Source organism: Pseudomonas sp. St290 (assembly GCF_018325805.1).
GTDB lineage: Bacteria > Pseudomonadota > Gammaproteobacteria > Pseudomonadales > Pseudomonadaceae > Aquipseudomonas > Aquipseudomonas bijieensis.
This window is the reverse complement of sequence record NZ_AP014703.1, coordinates 6035604-6055747: the sequence shown is the minus strand read 5'-3', so window position 1 is coordinate 6055747 and position 20144 is coordinate 6035604. Positions and strand designations below refer to the sequence as shown.

Annotated in this window: 24 protein-coding genes; 15 read left to right on the top strand and 9 right to left on the bottom strand. The window is 63.2% G+C overall.

Annotated elements, in window-relative coordinates:
• The first annotated feature begins 84 nt into the window (after positions 1 to 84).
• Positions 85 to 969, top strand: a complete 885-nt coding sequence (locus tag PBDP_RS26545; protein ID WP_109756467.1) for a sugar nucleotide-binding protein — start codon at positions 85 to 87, stop codon at positions 967 to 969.
• A complete protein-coding gene (pgnE, locus tag PBDP_RS26540) occupies positions 962 to 1891 on the top strand; it encodes a UDP-N-acetylglucosamine epimerase PgnE (RefSeq protein WP_116833576.1) in 930 nt (309 codons plus the stop codon). The genes PBDP_RS26545 and pgnE overlap by 8 nt, the downstream gene beginning before the upstream one ends.
• A 135-nt stretch (positions 1892 to 2026) precedes the next feature.
• On the opposite strand, the gene PBDP_RS26535 is transcribed toward pgnE, so the two are convergent.
• From PBDP_RS26535 to PBDP_RS26515, 5 genes are all read right to left on the bottom strand, one after another.
• Positions 2027 to 2725 (bottom strand): OmpW/AlkL family protein, encoded by a 699-nt coding sequence (locus tag PBDP_RS26535; RefSeq protein ID WP_109756427.1) that lies wholly within the window; start codon positions 2723 to 2725, stop codon positions 2027 to 2029.
• A 222-nt stretch (positions 2726 to 2947) separates the two neighbouring features.
• Positions 2948 to 3466 carry a DUF3299 domain-containing protein gene (locus tag PBDP_RS26530; protein ID WP_212801532.1) on the bottom strand — a complete coding sequence of 173 codons (519 nt, stop codon included), beginning with the start codon at positions 3464 to 3466 and terminating at the stop codon, positions 2948 to 2950.
• Positions 3467 to 3477: 11 nt separating this feature from the next.
• Positions 3478 to 4743: an ABC transporter permease gene (locus PBDP_RS26525; protein WP_109756429.1), complete on the bottom strand. Its 1266-nt coding sequence runs from the start codon at positions 4741 to 4743 to the stop codon at positions 3478 to 3480.
• Position 4744: 1 nt separating this feature from the next.
• Positions 4745 to 5455 (bottom strand): ABC transporter ATP-binding protein, encoded by a 711-nt coding sequence (locus PBDP_RS26520; RefSeq protein WP_109756430.1) that lies wholly within the window; start codon positions 5453 to 5455, stop codon positions 4745 to 4747.
• A gap of 178 nt (positions 5456 to 5633) precedes the next feature.
• The gene (locus tag PBDP_RS26515; RefSeq protein WP_109756431.1) at positions 5634 to 6209 is read right to left on the bottom strand and encodes a DUF2796 domain-containing protein; all 576 of its coding nucleotides are present in this window, start codon (positions 6207 to 6209) and stop codon (positions 5634 to 5636) included.
• Positions 6210 to 6339: 130 nt separating this feature from the next.
• Between PBDP_RS26515 and PBDP_RS26510 the strand changes: the two genes are divergently transcribed.
• Positions 6340 to 6687 carry a hypothetical protein gene (locus PBDP_RS26510; protein ID WP_212801531.1) on the top strand — a complete coding sequence of 116 codons (348 nt, stop codon included), beginning with the start codon at positions 6340 to 6342 and terminating at the stop codon, positions 6685 to 6687.
• 156 nt (positions 6688 to 6843) lie between these two features.
• Here PBDP_RS26510 and trxA read toward each other — a convergent pair whose 3' ends face one another.
• The 3 genes from trxA to PBDP_RS26495 form a co-directional block, all read right to left on the bottom strand.
• The gene (gene trxA, locus PBDP_RS26505; protein WP_109756433.1) at positions 6844 to 7716 is read right to left on the bottom strand and encodes a thioredoxin; all 873 of its coding nucleotides are present in this window, start codon (positions 7714 to 7716) and stop codon (positions 6844 to 6846) included.
• A 185-nt stretch (positions 7717 to 7901) separates the two neighbouring features.
• Positions 7902 to 8561, bottom strand: coding sequence for a class I SAM-dependent methyltransferase (locus PBDP_RS26500; protein WP_212801530.1), 660 nt, complete (start codon positions 8559 to 8561; stop codon positions 7902 to 7904).
• A complete protein-coding gene (locus PBDP_RS26495) occupies positions 8558 to 9022 on the bottom strand; it encodes a YbaY family lipoprotein (protein WP_109756435.1) in 465 nt (154 codons plus the stop codon). Before PBDP_RS26495 ends, PBDP_RS26500 begins: the two co-directional genes overlap by 4 nt.
• Before the next feature lie 127 nt (positions 9023 to 9149).
• Here PBDP_RS26495 and nrdR point away from each other — a divergent pair, with 127 nt between their 5' ends.
• The 12 genes from nrdR to PBDP_RS26435 all read left to right on the top strand — a co-directional run bounded on the left by nrdR (position 9150) and on the right by PBDP_RS26435 (position 17978).
• A complete protein-coding gene (nrdR, locus tag PBDP_RS26490; RefSeq protein ID WP_013694316.1) occupies positions 9150 to 9614 on the top strand; it encodes a transcriptional regulator NrdR in 465 nt (154 codons plus the stop codon).
• Positions 9611 to 10744: a bifunctional diaminohydroxyphosphoribosylaminopyrimidine deaminase/5-amino-6-(5-phosphoribosylamino)uracil reductase RibD gene (gene ribD / locus PBDP_RS26485; RefSeq protein WP_212801529.1), complete on the top strand. Its 1134-nt coding sequence runs from the start codon at positions 9611 to 9613 to the stop codon at positions 10742 to 10744. Before nrdR ends, ribD begins: the two co-directional genes overlap by 4 nt.
• Positions 10745 to 10790: 46 nt before the next feature.
• Positions 10791 to 11453 (top strand): riboflavin synthase, encoded by a 663-nt coding sequence (locus PBDP_RS26480; protein WP_109756437.1) that lies wholly within the window; start codon positions 10791 to 10793, stop codon positions 11451 to 11453.
• A 16-nt stretch (positions 11454 to 11469) separates the two neighbouring features.
• Positions 11470 to 12561, top strand: a complete 1092-nt coding sequence (gene ribBA, locus PBDP_RS26475; protein ID WP_003206026.1) for a bifunctional 3,4-dihydroxy-2-butanone-4-phosphate synthase/GTP cyclohydrolase II — start codon at positions 11470 to 11472, stop codon at positions 12559 to 12561.
• A gap of 244 nt (positions 12562 to 12805) precedes the next feature.
• Positions 12806 to 13282 (top strand): 6,7-dimethyl-8-ribityllumazine synthase, encoded by a 477-nt coding sequence (gene ribH / locus PBDP_RS26470; RefSeq protein WP_003206025.1) that lies wholly within the window; start codon positions 12806 to 12808, stop codon positions 13280 to 13282.
• Positions 13279 to 13779 carry a transcription antitermination factor NusB gene (gene nusB / locus PBDP_RS26465; protein WP_057713127.1) on the top strand — a complete coding sequence of 167 codons (501 nt, stop codon included), beginning with the start codon at positions 13279 to 13281 and terminating at the stop codon, positions 13777 to 13779. The genes ribH and nusB overlap by 4 nt, the downstream gene beginning before the upstream one ends.
• A gap of 20 nt (positions 13780 to 13799) precedes the next feature.
• Entirely contained in the window at positions 13800 to 14765 is a 966-nt protein-coding gene (gene thiL, locus PBDP_RS26460) for a thiamine-phosphate kinase (RefSeq protein ID WP_212801528.1), read from the top strand.
• Positions 14762 to 15265, top strand: a complete 504-nt coding sequence (locus PBDP_RS26455) for a phosphatidylglycerophosphatase A family protein (RefSeq protein ID WP_053125805.1) — start codon at positions 14762 to 14764, stop codon at positions 15263 to 15265. The genes thiL and PBDP_RS26455 overlap by 4 nt, the downstream gene beginning before the upstream one ends.
• An 11-nt stretch (positions 15266 to 15276) precedes the next feature.
• Positions 15277 to 16035 carry a substrate-binding periplasmic protein gene (locus tag PBDP_RS26450; protein ID WP_109756440.1) on the top strand — a complete coding sequence of 253 codons (759 nt, stop codon included), beginning with the start codon at positions 15277 to 15279 and terminating at the stop codon, positions 16033 to 16035.
• A 109-nt stretch (positions 16036 to 16144) separates the two neighbouring features.
• Positions 16145 to 16762: a GTP cyclohydrolase II gene (ribA, locus tag PBDP_RS26445; RefSeq protein WP_109756441.1), complete on the top strand. Its 618-nt coding sequence runs from the start codon at positions 16145 to 16147 to the stop codon at positions 16760 to 16762.
• Entirely contained in the window at positions 16759 to 17178 is a 420-nt protein-coding gene (locus PBDP_RS26440) for an MFS transporter (protein WP_109756442.1), read from the top strand. Before ribA ends, PBDP_RS26440 begins: the two co-directional genes overlap by 4 nt.
• Positions 17178 to 17978 carry a cobalamin-binding protein gene (locus PBDP_RS26435; RefSeq protein ID WP_212801527.1) on the top strand — a complete coding sequence of 267 codons (801 nt, stop codon included), beginning with the start codon at positions 17178 to 17180 and terminating at the stop codon, positions 17976 to 17978. The genes PBDP_RS26440 and PBDP_RS26435 overlap by 1 nt, the downstream gene beginning before the upstream one ends.
• A 138-nt stretch (positions 17979 to 18116) precedes the next feature.
• Here PBDP_RS26435 and PBDP_RS26430 read toward each other — a convergent pair whose 3' ends face one another.
• Positions 18117 to 19997 (bottom strand): TonB-dependent receptor domain-containing protein, encoded by a 1881-nt coding sequence (locus PBDP_RS26430; RefSeq protein ID WP_212801526.1) that lies wholly within the window; start codon positions 19995 to 19997, stop codon positions 18117 to 18119.
• Between the last annotated feature and the right edge of the window lie 147 nt (positions 19998 to 20144).

The following is a 20144-nucleotide window of genomic DNA, read 5'->3' as shown; positions in this document are numbered from 1 at the left end:
ACCCGCAAAATGCAACGATTCCGACAACGCCTGTGGGCGTTGTCGACCAAATTCTTGTGCCAACAGACTGGGCCTGCTGACTTTATGCGAATGCGCCTTATGTTACTGGGCGGCGGAAATGCCCTTGGGCAGGCGCTGATTCGCCTCGGTGCAGAAGAAGACATCGGTTTTCTTGCCCCCCGCCCGCCCGAAGACGGTTGGGATGCCGCGAGCCTGACGCAACTGCTCGACGACACCCGCCCGGACGCCTTGATCAACCTGGCGTACTACTTCGACTGGTTTCAGGCCGAGGCCGTCAGCGAGCAGCGCCTGGCCGGCCAGGAGCGCGCGGTCGAGCGCCTGGCCGGGCTGTGCCAGCATCACAACATCATCTTGTTGCAACCGTCGAGCTATCGGGTGTTCGACGGCTCTCGTGCCACCGCCTACAGCGAAAAGGACGAGCCCGTGCCTTTGGGCCTACGCGGCCAGGCGTTGTGGCGGATCGAGCAAAGTGTGCGCGCCACCTGCCCGCAGCATGTGCTGCTGCGTTTCGGCTGGCTGCTGGACGACAGCGCCGACGGCATCCTCGGACGTTTCCTGGCCCGGGCCGAGCAGCCTGAAGAGCTACTGCTGGCGGATGACCGGCGGGGTAATCCAACGCCGGTGGACGATGCCGCGCGGGTGATCATCTCGGTGCTCAAGCAACTCGATTGCGCCGCGCCGCTGTGGGGCACCTACCATTACGCCGGCCACGAGGCGACCACGCCGCTGGCACTGGGCCAGGCGATCCTCACCGAAGCCCGCGCCCTGCATCCCCTGGCAATTGAGTCGCCCACCCCCCAGGCCCACGCCGCACGGCCGGACGCGGCGGAAGAACCGCAGCACGCGGTCCTGGCCTGCAAGAAAATTCTGCACACTTTCGGGATCAAGCCCCGCGCCTGGCGCGCGGCACTCCCGGGCTTACTGGATAGGTTTTATCGTCATGGCTGAAGGCCCTGTTTTAATCACTGGCGGCGCGGGTTTCATTGGTTCGCACCTGACCGACGCCTTGCTCGCCAAGGGACATTCGGTACGCATCCTCGATGACCTGTCCACCGGCAAGCGCAGCAACCTGCCGCTGGACAACCCGGCGGTCGAACTAATCGAGGGCGATGTCGCCGATGCCGCACTGGTGGCGCGGGCCATGGCCGGTTGCAGCGCGGTGGCGCACCTGGCGGCGGTGGCCTCGGTGCAGGCTTCGGTGGACGACCCGGTGCGCACCCACCAGAGCAACTTCATCGGCACCCTGAACGTTTGCGAGGCCATGCGCCAGGCCGGCGTGAAACGGGTGCTGTTCGCCTCCAGCGCAGCGGTTTATGGCAACAACGGCGAAGGCGAGTCCATCGACGAGGACACGCCCAAGGCCCCGCTCACGCCGTATGCCTCGGACAAGCTGGCCAGCGAGTTCTACCTGGACTTCTATCGCCGCCAGCACGCCCTGGAGCCGGTGGTGTTTCGCTTCTTCAACATCTACGGCCCGCGCCAGGATCCGTCCTCGCCGTACTCCGGGGTCATCAGCATCTTCAGCGAACGGGCACAGAAAGGCCTGCCGATCACCGTGTTCGGCGACGGCGAGCAAACCCGGGATTTTGTCTATGTCGAAGATTTGGTGGACTTGCTGGTGCAGGCCATCGAGAAGCCCGAGGTGGAAGTGGGCGCGGTGAACGTCGGCTGGAACCAGGCCACGACCCTCAAGCAAATGCTCCAGGCCCTGGCCGCCGTGGTGGGCGACCTGCCACCGATCAGCTACGCCCCGGCGCGCTCCGGCGACATCCGGCATTCGCGGGCTGACAATCGCCGCCTCTTGGAACGCTTCAGCTTTCCAGCGCAAACGCCGATGAGCGTGGGGCTGGCGCGGCTGCTGGGACGCTAAGTCCTATTCCACCAAAAACTGTGGGAGCGAGCCTGCTCGCGATAGCGGTTTGTCAGCTGGCATTGATGCTGGCTGACCCAACGCAATCGCGAGCAGGCTCGCTCCCACAGGGTTTTTCTTACCTTTAAATTCCGTTTAGAACTTGTAGCCCAACCCCACCATGTAGATCCACGGATCCACATCGACATTCACCTTGGCCCGGGTCCCGCCGGCCACGGCGTTGTTGTCTACATATGCAGTGGTGTCGATGTCGATGTAGCGAACCTGGCCGTTGATCATGATGTTGTCGGTCAACATGTAGTCAGCACCCACTTGCCACGCCATGCCCCAGCTGTTGCTTGCGCGAAAGTTGCTGAAGCCGTTGGCGCTGGCTTCGCTGCCGACGTGTTCGTCGTAGATCCAGGTGTAGTTGATGCCGGCGCCGACATAAGGCTGGAACGCCGACTTGGCGTCGAGCGGATAGTAGACCAGGCTCAGGGTTGGCGGCAGGTGCTTGAGGGTGCCGAGCTTGTTGTTGGCCGCGCCCAGGGCGGTGCCTTTGATCTTCACGTCGTGCTCGAACGGCGAGGCCGCCAGCAGTTCGATCCCCAGGTTGTTGGTGATCATGTAGGCGAAGTTCAGGCCCAATTGCGTGTCGCTGCTCATGGTCGCCTTGCCGCCCAGGTCGGCACCGGCCAGCGGGCCACGGTCGACTTTGACGCTGGAACTGTCGGCCTCTGGATTGACGGTAATGGCACCGGCGCGAACGATGATGTCGCCAGCGGTGTGGGCCTGAGCGAGTGGGGCGGCGAGCGCGAGGGCGACGAGGGAAGCGCTGAGCAAGGACTTGTGCATGGGGGCTCCAGAGGACATTTCAAAATTGATGTCCTATGGTACGAAGCCGTCTGGGCAGGTCTTTTGACTCAGCTCAATGAAAGTGTGATGAGCATTCAAGGGCCCCATCGCGAGCAGGCTCGCTCCCACAGTCGACCGAGTTTTTTCAGAAGCAATCCGGTCCAATGTGGGAGCGAGCCTGCTCGCGATAGCTATTTCATCGCCAACACATCACCACCAGATTCACTCCGGCAGCTCATACACATAAATCTTCTCAGCCTCCATCTGATACCCAGCATCCGCCAGTTCGCTGGTGGACGGCTTGACCTGCATCGGCCCTTCGACCCAGTACGGCTGGTACAACTCGTCGAGCTTGACCCCGACCTCGCTTTTCACATGCACGATCTGATTGGACGGCGGTGGCGGTACGTGGATGCAGGCGCCGAAGTACGGCACCAGCAAGAAGTCCGTGGTGCGGCCTTCCTCGCTGACTTCCAGCGGCACGATGTAGCCCGGCAGACGAATCTGCTGGCCGTCGAGAGCCTTGACCACCGGGGCGTTGGGCAGGTCCTGCTTGGCCGCTGGCGCGGATTCGGCGGCCAACGCGTCGCCCATCTTCGACAGGTCGTGCAGCGGGGTCATGTTCGGCACTTCCGGCGGCGCGTCTGGCGGGATCATTTCCGACCAGGCCAGGTCCCTCGGCTCGGCCGCCCACAGCGGCAGGGCGACTATCAACAACAGCGCAAGCAGGGCGCGGGGCATTTTCACTGTCCTCATAAACGGATCGACAGGCCATCGGCCAACGATTGGCGATAGGCGCGCCAGGCGGGCACGCTGCCCATCAGCAGGGCAGCGAGCAGGATGCCAGCCATCAGCGTCCATTCATATTCGCTCGGCCAACCCAGCGGCAAGTACAAACCGTAGGCCGACTGCACGTAACCCTGGGCGGCGGCGATGCCGATGTACAGCAACGCCAGCCCGGCGGTGACCCCGGCCAGGGCCAGGGCAAAGGCTTCGAGCACCAGCAGCGTCGCGATGTGCCACGGTCGCGCGCCCACCGAACGCAGGATCGCCATTTCCCGGCGGCGTTCGTTGAGGCTGGTGAGGATCGCCGTGAGCATGCCGATCAACCCGGTCAGCACCACGAACAACGAAATCACGAACAAGGCTTTTTCCGCCGTGCCCATCAGGCTCCACAACTCTTGCAGCGCCACGCCCGGCAGGATCGCCAGCAACGGTTCGCCGCGGAACTCGTTGATCTCGCGCTGCAAGGCAAAGGTGGAAATCTTGCTGTTGAGGCCGAGCATGAATGCCGTGATCGCTTGGGGCGTAAGGTCCATGTTGCGGGCCTGGTCGGCGCTGATGCGGCCATTGCCCTGGGCCGGCACGCCGTTCTTCCAGTCGATGTGGATCGCCTCCATGCCACCGAGGCTGATGTGCAGCGTACGGTCCACCGGCGTACCGGTGCGCTTGAGGATGCCGACCACGGTGAAGGGCTTGTCGTCATGCTTGACCAGGCTGATCGCCGCCACGCCGTGGGCCAGTACCAGTTTGTCGCCGAGCTTGTAATGCAGTGCCTCGGCCACTTCGGCGCCAAGCACCACTTCGAAAGGGTCGCTGGCGAAAGCCCGGCCATCGGCCAATTCCAGGTGTTGCTGGCGACCGTACTGGTAGTGTTCGAAGTAGGCCTCGGTGGTGCCCATCACTCGATAACCACGATGAGAATCGCCGAGAGACATGGGGATCGCCCACTTCACTTTCGGGTTGCTGGCGAAGTGTTCGAAGCTGTCCCAGCGGATATTGTTGGTGGCGTTGCCGATGCGAAACACCGAATACAGCAGCAAGTTTACCGAACCGGAGCGCGCACCGACGATCAGGTCGGTGCCGCTGATGGTGCTGGCGAAACTGGCCCGCGCCTCGGTGCGCACCCGTTCCACCGCCAGCAGCAGGCACACCGACAGGGCGATGGCGAAAGCGGTGAGGATCGCAGTGAAGCGGCGGTTCGCCAGGCTGGCCATGGCTAGACGGAACAAATACATCTCAGACCTCGAGTGGCGTGGCGGCGCGATTGAGATCGGCCAGCGACAGGTTGCGGTCGAACAGCGGTGCCAGGCTCTGGTCGTGGCTGACGAACAACAGGCTCGAGCCGGCCTCGCGGCATTCGGCGAACAACAGCCGCAGGAAGTTTTCCCGGGCGTCGTAGTCCAGGGCCGAGGTTGGTTCGTCGGCGATCACCAGTTCCGGTTGGCCGATCAATGCCCGGGCGGCGGCGACCCGTTGTTGCTGGCCGATGGACAACGAGTCGGCGCGGCGCTCCAGCAGGCTTGGATCGGTCAGCCCCAGGTGCGCCAGCAGTGTGGCGGCGGCTTGATCGACGCTGCCGTGGCGCTGGATGGCCCGTTGAGCACGGAGCTTGGAAAAGTGGCAGGGCAGCTCGACGTTCTCCCGTACGGAGAGAAACGGCAGCAGGTTGAATTGCTGGAAGATGTAGCCGGTGTGGTCGACGCGAAAGCGGTCGCGGCGGCCGGCGCCCAGTTCGCTGAGCTCCTGGCCGAGCAGGCGGATGCTGCCGCGATCCGGCGTTTGCACTCCGCCCAGAAGCCCCAGCAGCGTGGTCTTGCCGCTGCCGCTCGGGCCCTTGAGGAACAAGGTTTCACCCGCTTCCAGGCGAAACGCCGGGATATCCAGCAACGGCGGATGCCCGGGCCAACTGAAGCCCAGGTCGGAGAGTTCGATGAGTGCTTGGGTCATGGTTGTGATTTCAAGGTAATGGAGCACCTGTGGGAGCGAGCCTGCTCGCGAAGCGGTGTGTCAGGCGACATCTGGGCTGAATGTGCCGGCCTCATCGCGAGCAGGCTCGCTCCCACACTGGATCTATGTTGCCCACATTTGTGCTCGCAACCGGTCAACGGTGTGGGCTTCGGTGGAGTCAGAACTTCAGGGCTGGCGCCTGGGCCGTCATTTCCCCGCCTTGCTGGCCGCTCGGGCCGATCAGTTGCACCAGGATTTTCTGGGTAGCAGGGAATTCCTTGAACAGTGGTGCCAGGTCCAGATGGGTCAAGGAACCAGGCGCGACGCAGCGGAACCGGTATTGAGCGTGGATTTCGCTGTGTTCGTGGTGCTCGTCGCCATCCTCGTCGGCAGGCTCTTCGTGGTCCGGTTCGTCGCCGAACAATGGGCTTTTTAGCACCTTCTGCTCCAGGGTGCATTTGGCATCGGCCAGATTGATCAGCGCCGCCGGCTTCTCCAGCTTCGCCCGGACAGCGGCCACCTTGGCTTTGTCGGCGGCGCTGGTGGCGGCGTGTTCGAAGCCCACCAGATTCATCGCCGGGCTTTCCAGTTCCAGCTCCAGGATCTCGCCGTCCAGCGAGGCGTTGAGGCGGGCGACCCCGTGCTCATGGGCGCCGAGGCTGCCGTGCTCATGATCGTGGTCATGCTCGGCAGCCGCGTGAGCGACAGCCAATGGCAGCAGGGCGAACGGCAAAGCGAGAAGCAGACGACGCATGACGAGTCTCCAGAAAGTACAAATTGTGTTATGTAATCTTATAACGAAAGTGCGCAGAGTTTGACCGTCTGCTTGGCGTCGCGCAAGGCCCATGGGAGCATGCGTACATGAAATATTCAGGAGCACGGTGATGTTGCGGATACGCGGAACCGTCGGCGATTGGCCGGTGGACTTGTCGATCGAAATGGATGAGCGCGACTGGGCGCAGCTCGGCGCGCAGTTGCAAGCGGCCAAGCTCGACAGCACGGCGACGCCTGCGGCCAAACCGGCCAATCAGGACGATGCCCAGTGGCAGATCGCCAAGGAACTGCTGCGCAAGGCCGGGCAACTGAGCGGCCCGGACCTGCTGGAACAGCTTGAAGGCCTGACCGGCAGCGCCTCGGCGGGCAAGCGCCTGTTGGTGCGCCTGCGCCACTGTGCCGAGGTCAAGGTGCTGAGCGGCGCCGATACGCCGCTCTACAGTTGGGTCGGGGCCTAGTGGCCTGTGTGGCTAATTCGTGCACTCAACTTCGGCGCCAGAACTTGCCAGTCTGCGTTGCCATTCCTCGCCGTAGCGGGCTACGACTCGTCATGGCGCCTTGCCGGGCAAGCCCTGGCACTCGAATTTGAGTACTCGAATTAACCGTACAGGCCACTAGTACAACGCCGCGAACAGCTTGCGACGATAGGTCGTCACCAGCGGATGATCGTTGCCCAGCAGTTCGAACACTTGCAGCAAGGTCTTGTGGGGCAGGCCTTCGCTGTAGCTGCGGTTACGTACGAACAGCTTGAGCAGCGCATCGAGGGCCGCTTCGTACTGCTGGCGCGCCAGTTGCTGGATCGCCAACTGGTACACCGCTTCGTCGTCCTGCGGGTCTTTCGCCAGGCGGGCCTTGAGGTCGGCGGCGTCCGGTAGATGCTTGGCCAGGCCGAGGAACTGGATCTGCGCCTTGGCTCCGGCAAGGGCGGCCTTGTGCTCGTCGCTTTTCACCGCGTCGAGCACGGTCTGCGCTTCGCCCAGCTCGCCGCGCTCGGTCAGGCAGCGGGCATACAGGATCAGGGCCTTGGCGTTGGTGTTGTCTTCACCCAGCAGCACTGTGAGCAGGGCTTCGGCGTCGGCGAAACGACCGTCGTCGAACAGCGCCTGGGCTTGTTCGAACGGGTCGGCAGCGGCTGGCGGCGGCATCTGTACATGGGGTTCGAGCATCGTGCGCACGGCCGATTCCGGCTGGGCCCCGGCAAAGCCGTCAACCGGCTGGCCGTCCTTGAACAGCACCACGGTGGGCAAGCTGCGAATGCCGAAGCGGGCGACGATGTCCTGCTCGATGTCGCAGTTGACCTTGGCCAGCAGCAGCTCACCCCGATAGCTCTCGGCGATGGTTTGCAGCATCGGCATCAGCGCCTTGCACGGCGCACACCACTCGGCCCAGAAATCCACCAGTACCGGTTTGTGGAAAGAGTTGGCGATCACCGATTGGTCGAAGTCGGCCGTGGTGGCGTCGAAGATGTAGGGCGTTTCCTGAGTCATGGGAATCTCGTAGAGCGCTTGAATGGGGCAACTATACGGCTTGGTGGGGGTGGCTGAAAGCCGGGCTTGTGGTGCCTGATAGGCCGCTATCGCGAGCAGGCCCGCTCCCACAGGGGATTTGTTCAGGTCACAGAATTTGCCGGCACCACAAAACAACTGTGGGAGCGAGCCTGCTCGCGATGCTTTTAAAGCTCGCGTCGCGCGTGGTACAGGCTCACATGCCGAAACTCTTCCGGCTCAGCCAGGTCCGGCAACGTCATGGCTTCCAGCATTTCGATGCGCCAGTACAGCGGATGCTGGAAGTCCCGCACCCGGGAATCGGCCACCAGGGCCTCGCGGCCACGGCTGAGGAAGTGATCGAGCAGTGGCAGGTTGGCCCGGTCGTAGAGCACGTCGGCGACCAGGATCAGGTCGAAGCGATCGGCCTCGGCAAAGAAATCCGTCGAATAACCCAGCTCTACGTCATTGAGCGCGGCATTGGCCTGGCACGCGGCAATCGCCAGTGGGTCCAGGTCGCAGGCCACCACCTCCAGCGCCCCGGCCTTGAGCGCCGCAATGCCCGCCACGCCGGAACCGGCGCCAAAATCCAATACCCGCTTGCCCTCGACCCACTGCGGCTGTTCGGCCAGATAACGGGCCATCGCCAGGCCGCTGGCCCAGCAGAAGCTCCAGTAAGGCGGTTCGTGGAGGATGCGGCGGGTTTCTTCCGGGCTGAAGGCGCGGTCCATGTTGTCGCCGTCGATCAGCCACAATTTCAAGTCAGTGTCGGGCAGCGGGCAGGCCACCAAGCGCGCGTCGCCCAGTAACTCGCCCAACGCCCGTTGCAGGTCTTGCGGTGCATTCATGGCGCTTTGACGAATTGCAGGGTGCCCAACGCCTGGGTGGTCGGTTGGCTGATGCGTTGTTCCGGCAGGTGCAGGATCAATTGGCCGGACTGGCTGGCACGGCCGCGCAGTTCCACCCGGGCGCCGACCGGGAAGGCATCGGGGTTGAAACGCAAGCGGAAGGGCAGGGCCTGGTTGGTGCCGATCAGGCTGGAACTGGCGAGCAGTTGCTGCGGACGGTCCTTGTCATCGATCACCAGCAGCGCCAATTCGACCTCAGCCCCGGCCGGTACGCCTTGCAGGGTGCCGCTCAATTCGCGCTGATAAGCCGGCAGTGGTCCCAGCTCGGCAGCCTGGCGAGCCTTTTCCTGAGCCTGTTTCGGCGCCGGGGCCGGTGCGGGCGCAGCCGGTTTGGGGGCATCGCTGCTGCACGCCATCAGCAGGCTGAAAAAACTGAGCAAAACGAGCGATCGTAGCGGCATGTGTGGCTCCAGCAAGGTAAATTCCATGGATCTGACGGTAAGCCCGTCTGTATACCGTAAACCCTATGGCTTGTCTTGCCAGTGGGATGCGCTACCATGGCCCTCCCTTTTTTTGTTGCCTGCCACCATGCACTGTCCCTTCTGCGGTGCCAACGACACCAAGGTCATCGACTCGCGACTGGTCGCCGAGGGCGAACAAGTCCGCCGCCGCCGCGAATGCCTGGCTTGCGGTGAGCGTTTCACGACGTTCGAGACCGCTGAACTGGTGTTGCCGCGCCTGATCAAAACCGACGGCAGCCGCCAGCCGTTCGACGAAGAAAAACTGCGCGCCGGCATGCAGCGCGCCCTGGAAAAACGCCCGGTGAGCGTCGAGCGCCTGGAAGCGGCGCTGGTGCACATCAAGCACAAGCTGCGGGCCACTGGCGAGCGCGAGGTCAAGTCCCTGGTGGTCGGTGAGCTGGTGATGGCCGAGCTGCAGAAGCTCGATGAAGTCGCCTACATCCGTTTCGCCTCGGTGTACCGGCGCTTCCAGGACCTGAACGAGTTTCGCGAAGAAATCGACCGGCTGGCCCGCGAACCGGTGAAAGAATGACTATTCCGGCGCAGCAGGCCGTCCTCGACGCCCACTACATGGCCCGTGCCCTGGAGTTGGCGCGGCGCGGTCACTACACCACCCACCCCAATCCCCGGGTCGGTTGCGTGATCGTGCGTGACGGGCAGGTTGTCGGCGAAGGCTGGCACATCCGCGCTGGCGAGCCCCATGCCGAAGTCCACGCCCTGCGCGCTGCCGCTGAACAGGCCCGGGGCGCCACGGCCTACGTGACCCTCGAACCGTGCAGCCATCACGGTCGTACGCCGCCGTGTGCCGACGCGCTGGTCAACGCCGGCGTGGCGCGGGTCGTGGCGGCGATGCAGGACCCCAACCCGGAAGTGGCCGGGCGAGGCCTGCAACGGCTGGCCCAGGCCGGTATCGCTACTGAAAGCGGCGTACTGGAAGGCGAGGCGCGCAAGCTCAATGAAGGTTTCCTCAAGCGCATGGAACACGGCCTGCCGTTCGTGCGGGTCAAGCTTGCCATGAGCCTTGATGGCCGCACGGCCATGGAAAGCGGCGAAAGCCAGTGGATCACCGGTCCGGCCGCACGTTCGGCGGTACAACGCCTGCGCGCCCAGGCCAGTGTGGTGCTGACTGGCGCCGATACGGTGCTGGCGGACAATGCCCGGCTGACCGTGCGCGCCGATGAACTCGGGCTGGACCCGGAGCAGACCGCGTTGGCCATGAGCCGTCCGCCGCTGCGGGTGCTGGTGGACGGTCGTTTGCGGGTGCCGCTCGACGCAGCGTTCTTCAAGGCCGGCCCGGCGCTGGTCGCTACCTGCATGGCGGTGGAAGAACAGTACGCCAACGGCCCCGAATGCATGATCGTGGCGGGCGAGGACGGACAGGTCGATCTGCGTCGGCTGCTGGTGGAGCTGGCGGGGCGGGGCGTCAACGAGGTGTTGGTGGAGGCCGGTCCGCGTCTGGCGGGGGCTTTCGCACGGCAAGGCTTGGTGGACGAATTCCAGATTTTCATCGCCGGCAAGTTCCTCGGGTCTTCGGCTCGGCCGCTGTTGGACTGGCCGCTGGCGCAGATGAAAGATGCCCCGGAACTGAAAATCACTGAAATCCGCGCCGTGGGCGATGACTGGCGAGTCACCGCCGTCCCCGTTCCCCAGGCGAGCGTATAATTCCCGGCTTTCGCCCAAGCGGCGGCCCGTTCTCGAGGAGGACTCCATGTTTACCGGCATCATCGAATCCATCGGCAGCATCCGCGCACTCACCCCCAAGGGCGGCGATGTGCGGGTCTACGTCGAAACCGGCAAGCTCGACCTGAGCGACGTCAAGTTGGGCGACAGCATTGCGGTCAACGGCGTGTGCCTGACTGCCGTCGAGTTGCCGGGCAACGGTTTCCTGGCGGACGTCAGCCGCGAAACCCTCGACTGCACCGCCATGAACGACCTCAAGAGTGGTAGCCCGGTCAACCTGGAAAAAGCCCTGACGCCGACCACCCGCTTGGGCGGCCACTTGGTCAGCGGCCACGTCGATGGCGTCGGCGAAGTGGTTTCGCGCACCGATAACGCCCGGGCCGTGGAGTTTCGCATCCGCGCGCCCAAGGAACTGGCCAAGTACATCGCCCACAAAGGCTCGATCACCGTCGACGGCACCAGCCTGACGGTCAATGCGGTGGATGGCGCCGAGTTCCTGCTGACGATCATTCCCCATACCCTGAGCGAAACCATCATGGCTTCGTACCGGCCGGGGCGCCGGGTCAACCTGGAAGTCGACTTGCTGGCCCGGTACCTGGAGCGCCTGCTGTTGGGCGAAAAGGCCGCAGAGCCTGCAGCCGGTAATATCACTGAAAGCTTTCTGGCCGCCAACGGCTACCTCAAATCCTGACCCAAGGGGGTGCCGCGTGGCGCTCAATAGCATCGAAGAACTGGTTGAAGACATCCGCCAAGGCAAGATGGTCATCCTCATGGATGACGAAGACCGCGAGAACGAAGGCGACCTGATCATGGCCGCCGAGTGCTGCAAGGCCGAACACATCAACTTCATGGCCAAGCATGCCCGCGGGTTGATCTGCATGCCGATGACCCGCGAGCGCTGCGAGCTGCTGAAGCTGCCGCTGATGGCGCCGCGCAACGGCTCGGGCTTCGGCACCAAGTTCACCGTGTCCATCGAGGCCGCCGAAGGCGTGACCACCGGGATCTCCGCCGCTGACCGCGCGCGCACCGTGCAGGCCGCTGCCGCCCGGGACGCCAAGGCCGAAGACATCGTCAGCCCCGGCCACATCTTCCCGCTGATGGCCCAGGCTGGCGGCACCCTGGCCCGCGCCGGCCACACCGAAGCCGCGTGCGACCTGGCGCGCATGGCCGGTTTCGAGCCCAGCGGTGTGATCTGCGAAGTGATGAACGACGACGGCACCATGTCCCGTCGCGCGGAGCTGGAAACCTTTGCCGCCGAACACAACATCAAGATCGGTACCATCGCCGACCTGATCCACTACCGGATGATCCACGAACGTACCGTTCAGCGGATTGCCGAACAGCCCCTGGACAGCGAACTGGGCCAGTTCAACCTGGTGACCTACCGCGACTCGGTGGAAGGCGACGTACACATGGCGCTGACCCTGGGCACCGTGTGTGCCGAAGAACCGACCCTGGTGCGCGTGCACAACATGGACCCACTGCGCGACCTGCTGATGGTCAAGCAACCCGGCCGCTGGAGCCTGCGGGCCGCCATGGCCGCGGTGGCCGAGGCCGGCAGTGGCGTGGTATTGCTGCTCGGACACCCGCTCGATGGCGACGTGCTGCTGGCGCACATCCGTGAAACCGGCGACCAGGCAGCGGTGAAAAAACCGACCACCTACAGCATCGTCGGTGCCGGTTCGCAGATCCTTCGTGACCTGGGCGTGCGTAAAATGCGCCTGATGAGCGCACCGATGAAATTTAATGCGATATCCGGTTTCGATCTGGAAGTTGTAGAATACGTGCCCTCCGAATAATAGCCCGCGGATTCCGGCATTATTGTTCAGGCTTGTCAGATCATCGTGGCGAGGGGATTTATCCCCGCTGGACTGCGCAGCAGTCCCAAAAAAGGGCTGCTTCGCAGCCCAACGGGGATAAATCCCCTCGCCACAAAAGATGTGCAAGTGAACGACATGACGGGATTCACGGTGCAGTATTCGTGGCTAATATCACTGAGGAGCGCGTATAGAACGCGCTCTGGCTCTTTAAGAGATCTGACGAATGACCCTGAAGACCATCGAAGGTACCTTCATCGCCCCTAAAGGCCGCTACGCTCTGGTAGTGGGCCGCTTCAACAGTTTCGTGGTCGAGAGCCTGGTTGGCGGTGCGGTCGATGCCCTGGTTCGCCATGGCGTGAGCGAAAGCGACATCACCATCATCCGTGCCCCTGGCGCCTTCGAGATTCCGCTGGTTGCGCAGAAAGTCGCTCAAAAGGGCGAATATGCGGCAATCATCGCCCTGGGCGCGGTCATTCGTGGCGGTACTCCGCACTTCGAATACGTGGCCGGCGAATGCACCAAGGGCCTGGCCCAGGTGTCCATGGAGTTCGGCGTGCCAGTCGCCTTCGGCGTTCTGACCGTTGATTCCATCGAGCAAGCCATCGAACGTTCCGGCACCAAGGCCGGTAACAAAGGTGCCGAAGCTGCCTTGTCCGCCCTGGAAATGGTCAGCCTGCTGGCGCAGTTGGAGGCCAAGTGATTAGCGACGAAAGCGATCGTTTCAACCCGCGCGATCCCAAGCCAGCCGATGCCGGCAAGCCGTCGAAAAGCGCCAAGCGTCGCGAAGCCCGTCAGCTCGCGACCCAGGCGCTGTATCAATGGCACATGGCCAAGCAATCGCTGAACGAGATCGAAGCGCAGTTTCGGGTCGATAACGATTTCAGTGATGTCGACGGTGCTTACTTCCGCGAGATCCTGCACGGGGTCCCGCAGTTCAAGACCGAAATCGACACCGCGCTCACGCCATGCCTGGACCTGACCATCGAAGAGCTGGACCCGGTCGAACTGGCGGTCCTGCGCCTGTCCACCTGGGAACTGCTCAAGCGCGTCGACGTCCCGTACCGCGTGGTGATCAACGAAGGGATCGAGTTGGCGAAAGTCTTCGGTTCCACCGATGGCCACAAGTTCGTCAACGGTGTGCTCGACAAACTCGCCCCGCGTCTGCGTGAAGCTGAAGTGAAGGCGTTCAAGCGCTGATTGGCGCTTGCAGCGACGCTATGGGCGAATTTGAGCTGATCCGTAATTACTTCGCCGCCGCGCCCTGCGCGCAAGGCGGCGAGGGCGTTGCGCTGGGGATCGGCGACGACTGCGCCTTGCTGGCCGTTCCTCCCGGGGAACAGCTGGCGGTGTCCACCGACACACTCGTGGCCGGCGTGCATTTCCCAGACCCGTGCGACCCGTTCCTGCTCGGCCAGCGCTCGCTGGCCGTGGCGGTCAGCGACCTGGCGGCCATGGGCGCCACGCCTGTGGCCTTTACCCTTGCCTTGACCCTGCCGACGGTGACTGCCGATTGGCTGCAAGCCTATGCCCGCGGTTTGAACCAAATGGCCCGGGCCTGTGGCGTGGCGCTGGTGGGCGGAGATACCACGCGTGGACCACTGAGCCTGACCATGACCGTGTTCGGTCGCGTGCCGTCCGGCCAGGCCTTGACCCGTAGCGGCGCGCAGCCTGGCGATTGGCTGTGTGTCGGCGGTGAGCTGGGCAATGCCGCCGGTGCATTGCCGCTGGTACTCGGCCAGCGTAGCGCCGAACCTGTCGTCGCCGAGCCACTGCTGGCCCATTACTGGTCACCATGTCCGCAGATCGACCTGGGCCTGGCGCTACGTGGCAAGGCCAGCGCGGCGATGGATATTTCCGACGGCCTGCTGGCCGATTGCGGGCATATCGCCCTGGCGTCCGGGGTGGCCTTACAGGTTGAACGCGATCGACTGCCGCTGTCCAACGCTCTAGTAGCCTTTCTGGGCCGCACGGATGCCGCCCGCGCAGCCCTGAGCGGCGGTGATGACTACGTGCTGCTGTTCACCGTGGCACCGGGCCGATTGGCGGCATTACAGGCCGAAGGCTGGCCGATCCACGTGATCGGTCGCGTACTGGCCGGGCAAGGCGTCACGCTGGTCGACAACACCGGGCAGGACATCACCCCGCAAATCCGCGGCTATCAACATTTTCGGGAGACACCGTGACAGATCATCCCAACCAGGTCCCGGCGGAGTTCGTTCCGCCTTCGGTCTGGCGCAATCCCTGGCATTTCCTGGCATTTGGCTTCGGTTCGGGTACTTTGCCTAAAGCCCCTGGCACCTGGGGCTCGCTGGTTGCGCTACCCTTCATACCGTTGTGGCAGATGTTGCCGGATTGGGGCTATTGGCTGATGCTGGGCATCACCATGCTGTTTGGCTTCTGGCTGTGTGGCAAAGTGGCGGACGATTTGCGGGTGCACGACCATGAAGGCATCGTCTGGGATGAAATGGTCGGCATGTGGATCACCTTGTGGCTGGTACCGGAAGGCTGGTACTGGTTGCTGACGGGTTTTCTGGTGTTCCGTTTCTTCGATATTCTCAAGCCGTGGCCCATTCGCTGGATCGACCGGCATGTGCACGGCGGTGTCGGTATCATGCTCGATGATGTGTTGGCCGGGGTTTTCGCCTGGCTGGCAATGCAAGGATTGGTGTGGTGTTTCACCTGAAGGAGCTGGGCATGGGCGTAAGTCGCGCACTGTTGCTGTTGCTGTGTCTGGGAGCCTGTGTGGGGGTGGGGGTTGCCGAGTCGGCGTCGCTTCCCGACAAGGTCCGCGCAGCCAGCGAGGAGTGGGCCGATTACACCCAGGCCGACGGCCAGGGCATGGGCTGGGACATCTTGCGCGCGGTGTTCGAGCCAGAAGGCGTCAAGCTGGAGATCCGCAGCGTGCCCTACACCCGTTCGATCGGGTTGGTGCAGCGTGGTGAGGTCGACGTGCAGGTCGGCGCCTATCGGGATGAGTCCGAAGGCGTGCTTTATCCCAAGTGGCACTACGACGTCGATCACATCTATGCCCTGGGGCTGGCGTCCAAGCCAACGCCGACCCTGGCGACGATTGGTAACTATCGACTGGTATGGATGCGCGGCTACGAATACAACAACTACCTGCCCAACATCCGCCGTTTCAACGAAATCCACCGGGCGGTGGGGATCTTGCCCATGCTGATTCATGAACGAGCGGATTTCTACATCGATGCATCGATGGAAATCGAAGAAGTGCTCGCCAAGGCCGACGATCCCAAGCAGTTCAAACTCTCACCGCTGATCAATTTGCCGCTGTACCTGGGCTTTGCCAACACCGCAAACGGAAAGGCGCTGCTTGATCTGTTCGACCGGCGCATGGAGGTACTGGTGAAAACTGGCCAGCTCAAACCGATTTTCGAACGTTGGAAGCAACCCTATCCTTTCGACGAGAATGGCAAGCCACCGAAGCCGTAATCAAACTTTTCGATGGTTATGGCCGACAATTCAGCCTAAGCGTCGGTCGGGACGTGCTGTTACAATGCCCGCCTCTGCGAAACTCCAGTACTAGATCAGGAGCACACCGGTGCCTGTCGTTTTTGTTGCCGCTTCCAAGCTGCCGACGCCTTTTGCGCAATTCACCATGCATGGTTTTCTCGATGAAGCCACCGGCCGCGAGCACGTTGTGCTGAGCCTGGGTGATTTCGCCGACGGCAGCCCGGTACTGGGTCGCCTGCACTCCGAATGCCTGACGGGCGACGCCCTGTTCAGCCAGCGCTGCGATTGCGGTTCGCAACTCGAAGCCGCGCTGCAAGCCATCGCCCGTGAAGGCCGTGGTGTGTTGCTGTACCTGCGCCAGGAAGGGCGTGGGATTGGCTTGTTGAACAAGATCCGCGCCTATGAACTTCAAGATGGCGGCGCCGATACCGTCGAAGCCAACGAGCGCCTGGGCTTTGCCGCCGACCTGCGTGACTACAGCATCTGCCTGCCGATGCTCCAGCACCTGGGTGTGAAGTCCTTGCGGCTGATGACTAACAACCCGCGCAAGGTCAAGGCGCTGACCGACATGGGCATCGTGGTCGCCGAGCGTGTGCCGCTGCACACCGGCCATAATCCGCATAACAAACTCTATCTGGCGACCAAGGCCAGCAAGCTCGACCACATGATGGGCAACGAGCACCAGGGCGAGGTTGACCGGGCGTGACGCGTGGTCAGGTTCGGCGGCGACTGGCCGTCAGTTGGTGGAAATACCTGGCACTGGCCCTGGTACCGCTGTTCGTGATCAACCTGGTGTTTGGCCAGGGCGAAGCGATCCTGCCGGTGTTGGCGATGCCGCTGTTCATTGCTGGCGTGGCGTCGATGTTCGTCAGCCTGCGATTCTTCGGGCCTTATAAACACGCCTTGGTTGCAACCCAGAAAGCCCTCGATACACCGGAAGAACCCCAGGCCTGGATTGCTCTGGCGGCTCGCCGTCGTGCAGCCTTTCTTGTCGCGGGGCTGCCAGCCTGGATCGGCGCCCTTGCCGTGTTCGTGGGCCTGGAGGCGGTGCCGTTGATGTTGCTGGCCTTGTCCTCCACGGTACTGTTCTACCTGTATCGCATCCCGCGTCAGCTCGGCTGATGAGCCGCTGGCTGGCGGCGGTCCTGCTGCTGGCTGTCAGTGCCTCGACGGTGGCGGCCCCGCGTGTCGTCAGCCTGGCACCGTCACTCTCGGAAATCGTCGTTGAACTGGAGTCCGCTGACCTGCTCGTGGGCGTGCTGGATGGCGGTGACCGTCCGCCGATGCTGCAAGACCTGCCCTCGGTCGGCCGTTACGGGCAACTGGACATGGAGCACCTGCTCAGCCTCAAGCCCGATCTGCTCCTGCTCTGGCCCGGCAGCGTTGGCCCGGCCCAGCGCCAGCAGCTCAAGGGCCTGGGCATTCCCCTCTATATCGCTGACCCCCACAGTCTCGACCAACTCATCACGCAAATCGAAGCCATCGCCATGCAGCTCGGCCGCCCGGAGCGAGGTGTGCAGCGAGCGGCGCAGTTGCGCGTGCGTCTTGAGGAACTGCGCCAGCGTTACCGGCGCGCCACGCCATTGCCGGTGTTCTATCAGATCTGGGATCGGCCGCTGTACACCGTTGGTGGCGGGCAGATCATCAGTGATGCATTGGCAGTGTGCGGGGCGCGGAACGTCTTCGCCGACCTGAGCGTGCCGGCGCCGCAGGTGAGCGTGGAGTCGGTGCTGCAGCGCAATCCACAGGTTCTCCTCGCCACGGAGCAGGCGCAGCTTGATGCCTGGAAAGCCTGGCCGCAGTTGCCGGCGGTGACGCAGGGGCGGTTGCTGTTAGTGCGTGACAAGGGGCTGGAGCGGCCCAGTGGGCAGATGATCGAGGCGACGGCACGGTTGTGTGAGTTGATTGCGCCGGACAGGTAGACCGCGGTGTCTGCAATCGCGAGCAGGCTCGCTCCCACCGTTGATCGACGGCGGATACAAAATCCGAATTCACCAAAAATCCCCTGTGGGAGCGAGCCTGCTCGCGATGAGGCCAGCGCAAACTTCACAAGTCTCGGATCAGATATCCGGTGTCCAAGTCACCCCAAACAACCAGGCCCGCCCATCTTCCCGATACCCATACTGCTGACCATCATGGCTATACAGCGCCCGGCTGTAACCCTTGTCCAGCAGGTTATCCACCTTCATCTCCAGCTTCACTTCCCGGGTCAACGCCCAACTGCCGCGCAACCCGAGCAAGGCATAACCGCCCAGGGCATTGCGGTTGTTCTCGTCGTCGTAGCTGCCGCTCACCGCTTGCCAGGTGGCACCCAGGCCCAGGCGGTCGAATTGCCGATCCAGGTCCAGGCTCAAGGTCCGCCGGGCGCGGCGCGCGAGGGTATGGCCGCTGTCGCGGTCGCGCGGGTCGATGATGGCCAGGCCAAGGTTGCTCTGCCAGCCGAACAGTTCCTGCATCAGGGCCATCTCAAACCCGTTGATCCGCGCCGAGGCGACGTTCTGTGGGCGTGAGTTGCTGCCAAAGATGATCGCGTCTTCCAGGTCCGTGCGGTACAGCGAGGTCTCCAGGCGGGCGCTGTCGCTCAGTTGGCTGCGCCATTGCAACTCGTAGCTTTTGGCCGTCTCGGGTTTCAGGTCCGGGTTGCTGTAGTCCGGGTAGTACAGGTCGTTGAAGGTCGGCGCGCGGAAGCTTTCGCTGTAAGTCAGCAACACGTCGTTGTCCGGGTTGATCGGCAGGGTGAGCGTGCCGCTCCAACTGTTCTGGCCGCCAAACTGCTGGTTCTGGTCGCGACGCAGGCCCAGTTCGGTGGAGAAGGATTCGGCCTGGAAGCGGTGCTGGATGAACGCTGCACGGTTCCAACGGCTGTCTTCGTCGAACGGCGTGCTGCTGTTGACCCGGTCCTGATACCAGTCGCCGCCGACGATCAGGCCGTTGCGCTCGTCCAGCTTCACGTCGTTCTGCCAGGTCACGGAATCGCGGTAGGTGTTGAACACTTCGCGGTCGTCACTGAGCTTGTCGAAAGTCTTTTCACGGTTTTCGCTGTGGCCCAGTTCCAGGCGCGATTTCCAGGTGTCGTTGAGCCGTCCGTCCACATAGGCGCTGAAGCTGCTCACCGCAAACTCGCTATGGGGTTGCTGGGGCAGGGATTCGAAGGTGGTCGGGTCGAAGCGGCCGAACGGGTTGTCGTATTCGCTTTTGCCGCGGTTATCCAACAGGTTCAAGCCAACTTCCAGGTCATCGCTGGCGGCATGGCTCAGGCTGAGGCTGAAGGACTGGTTGCGGTTGGCGTCGTCATCGCGGTCGCTGGCGTAGGACTCGTGGGTTCGATTATCGCCGGCGCTGTCGTCCAGGCTGGCCCCGAGATTGAAGCGCGTCTGCTCATCGCCACCGGACAGGCTCAGGCTACGCTCCCAGGTCTGTTGGCTGCCGAAGCCCAGGTGCAGGCGTGGTTGCAGGCCTTGTTCGTTGCCGCGGCGGGTGAAAATCTGGATCACCCCGCCCACCGCATCGGCGCCGTAGATCACCGAGCGCGAGCCGCGCAGCACTTCCACCCGTTCTATCTGGTGGATGTTCAGGCGTTGCAGGTTGCTGTCGCCGGAGGTGGCGTTGCCGATGCGCTGGCCGTCCACCAGCACCAGGCTCTGGGCCGATTTGGTGCCGCGAATGTAGATCCCCGGCAGGCTACCGCGCCCACCCAACGGCGCCACCTGCACTCCCGGCACGCGGCTGAGCAGGTCAGTGACGCTGGCTGGTTGCAGGCGCTCGATGTCGTCGCGGGTGAACACCGTGTTGGCGGCGCTGCTGTCGTTGCGGGCCTCGACCTGGCGGTTGGCGCTGATCACGATGTCGGGCAGCTTCAGGGCTTGGTCGCGTTCGAAGGTGTCGGCCAGCAGGTCAGGGGTGGGGAGCAGGGAAAGAGTGAGGGCTAGGCGCAGTTTCATGGGTGTTCCGTGACTACTTGGTCCGCACAAAACCAATGTGGGAGCGAGCCTGCTCACGATAGCAGTGTGTCAGGCAATACGGATGCCGACTGGTCTACCGCTATCGCGAGCAGGCTCGCTCCCACAGGAGGATATGTGTGGTCTGAA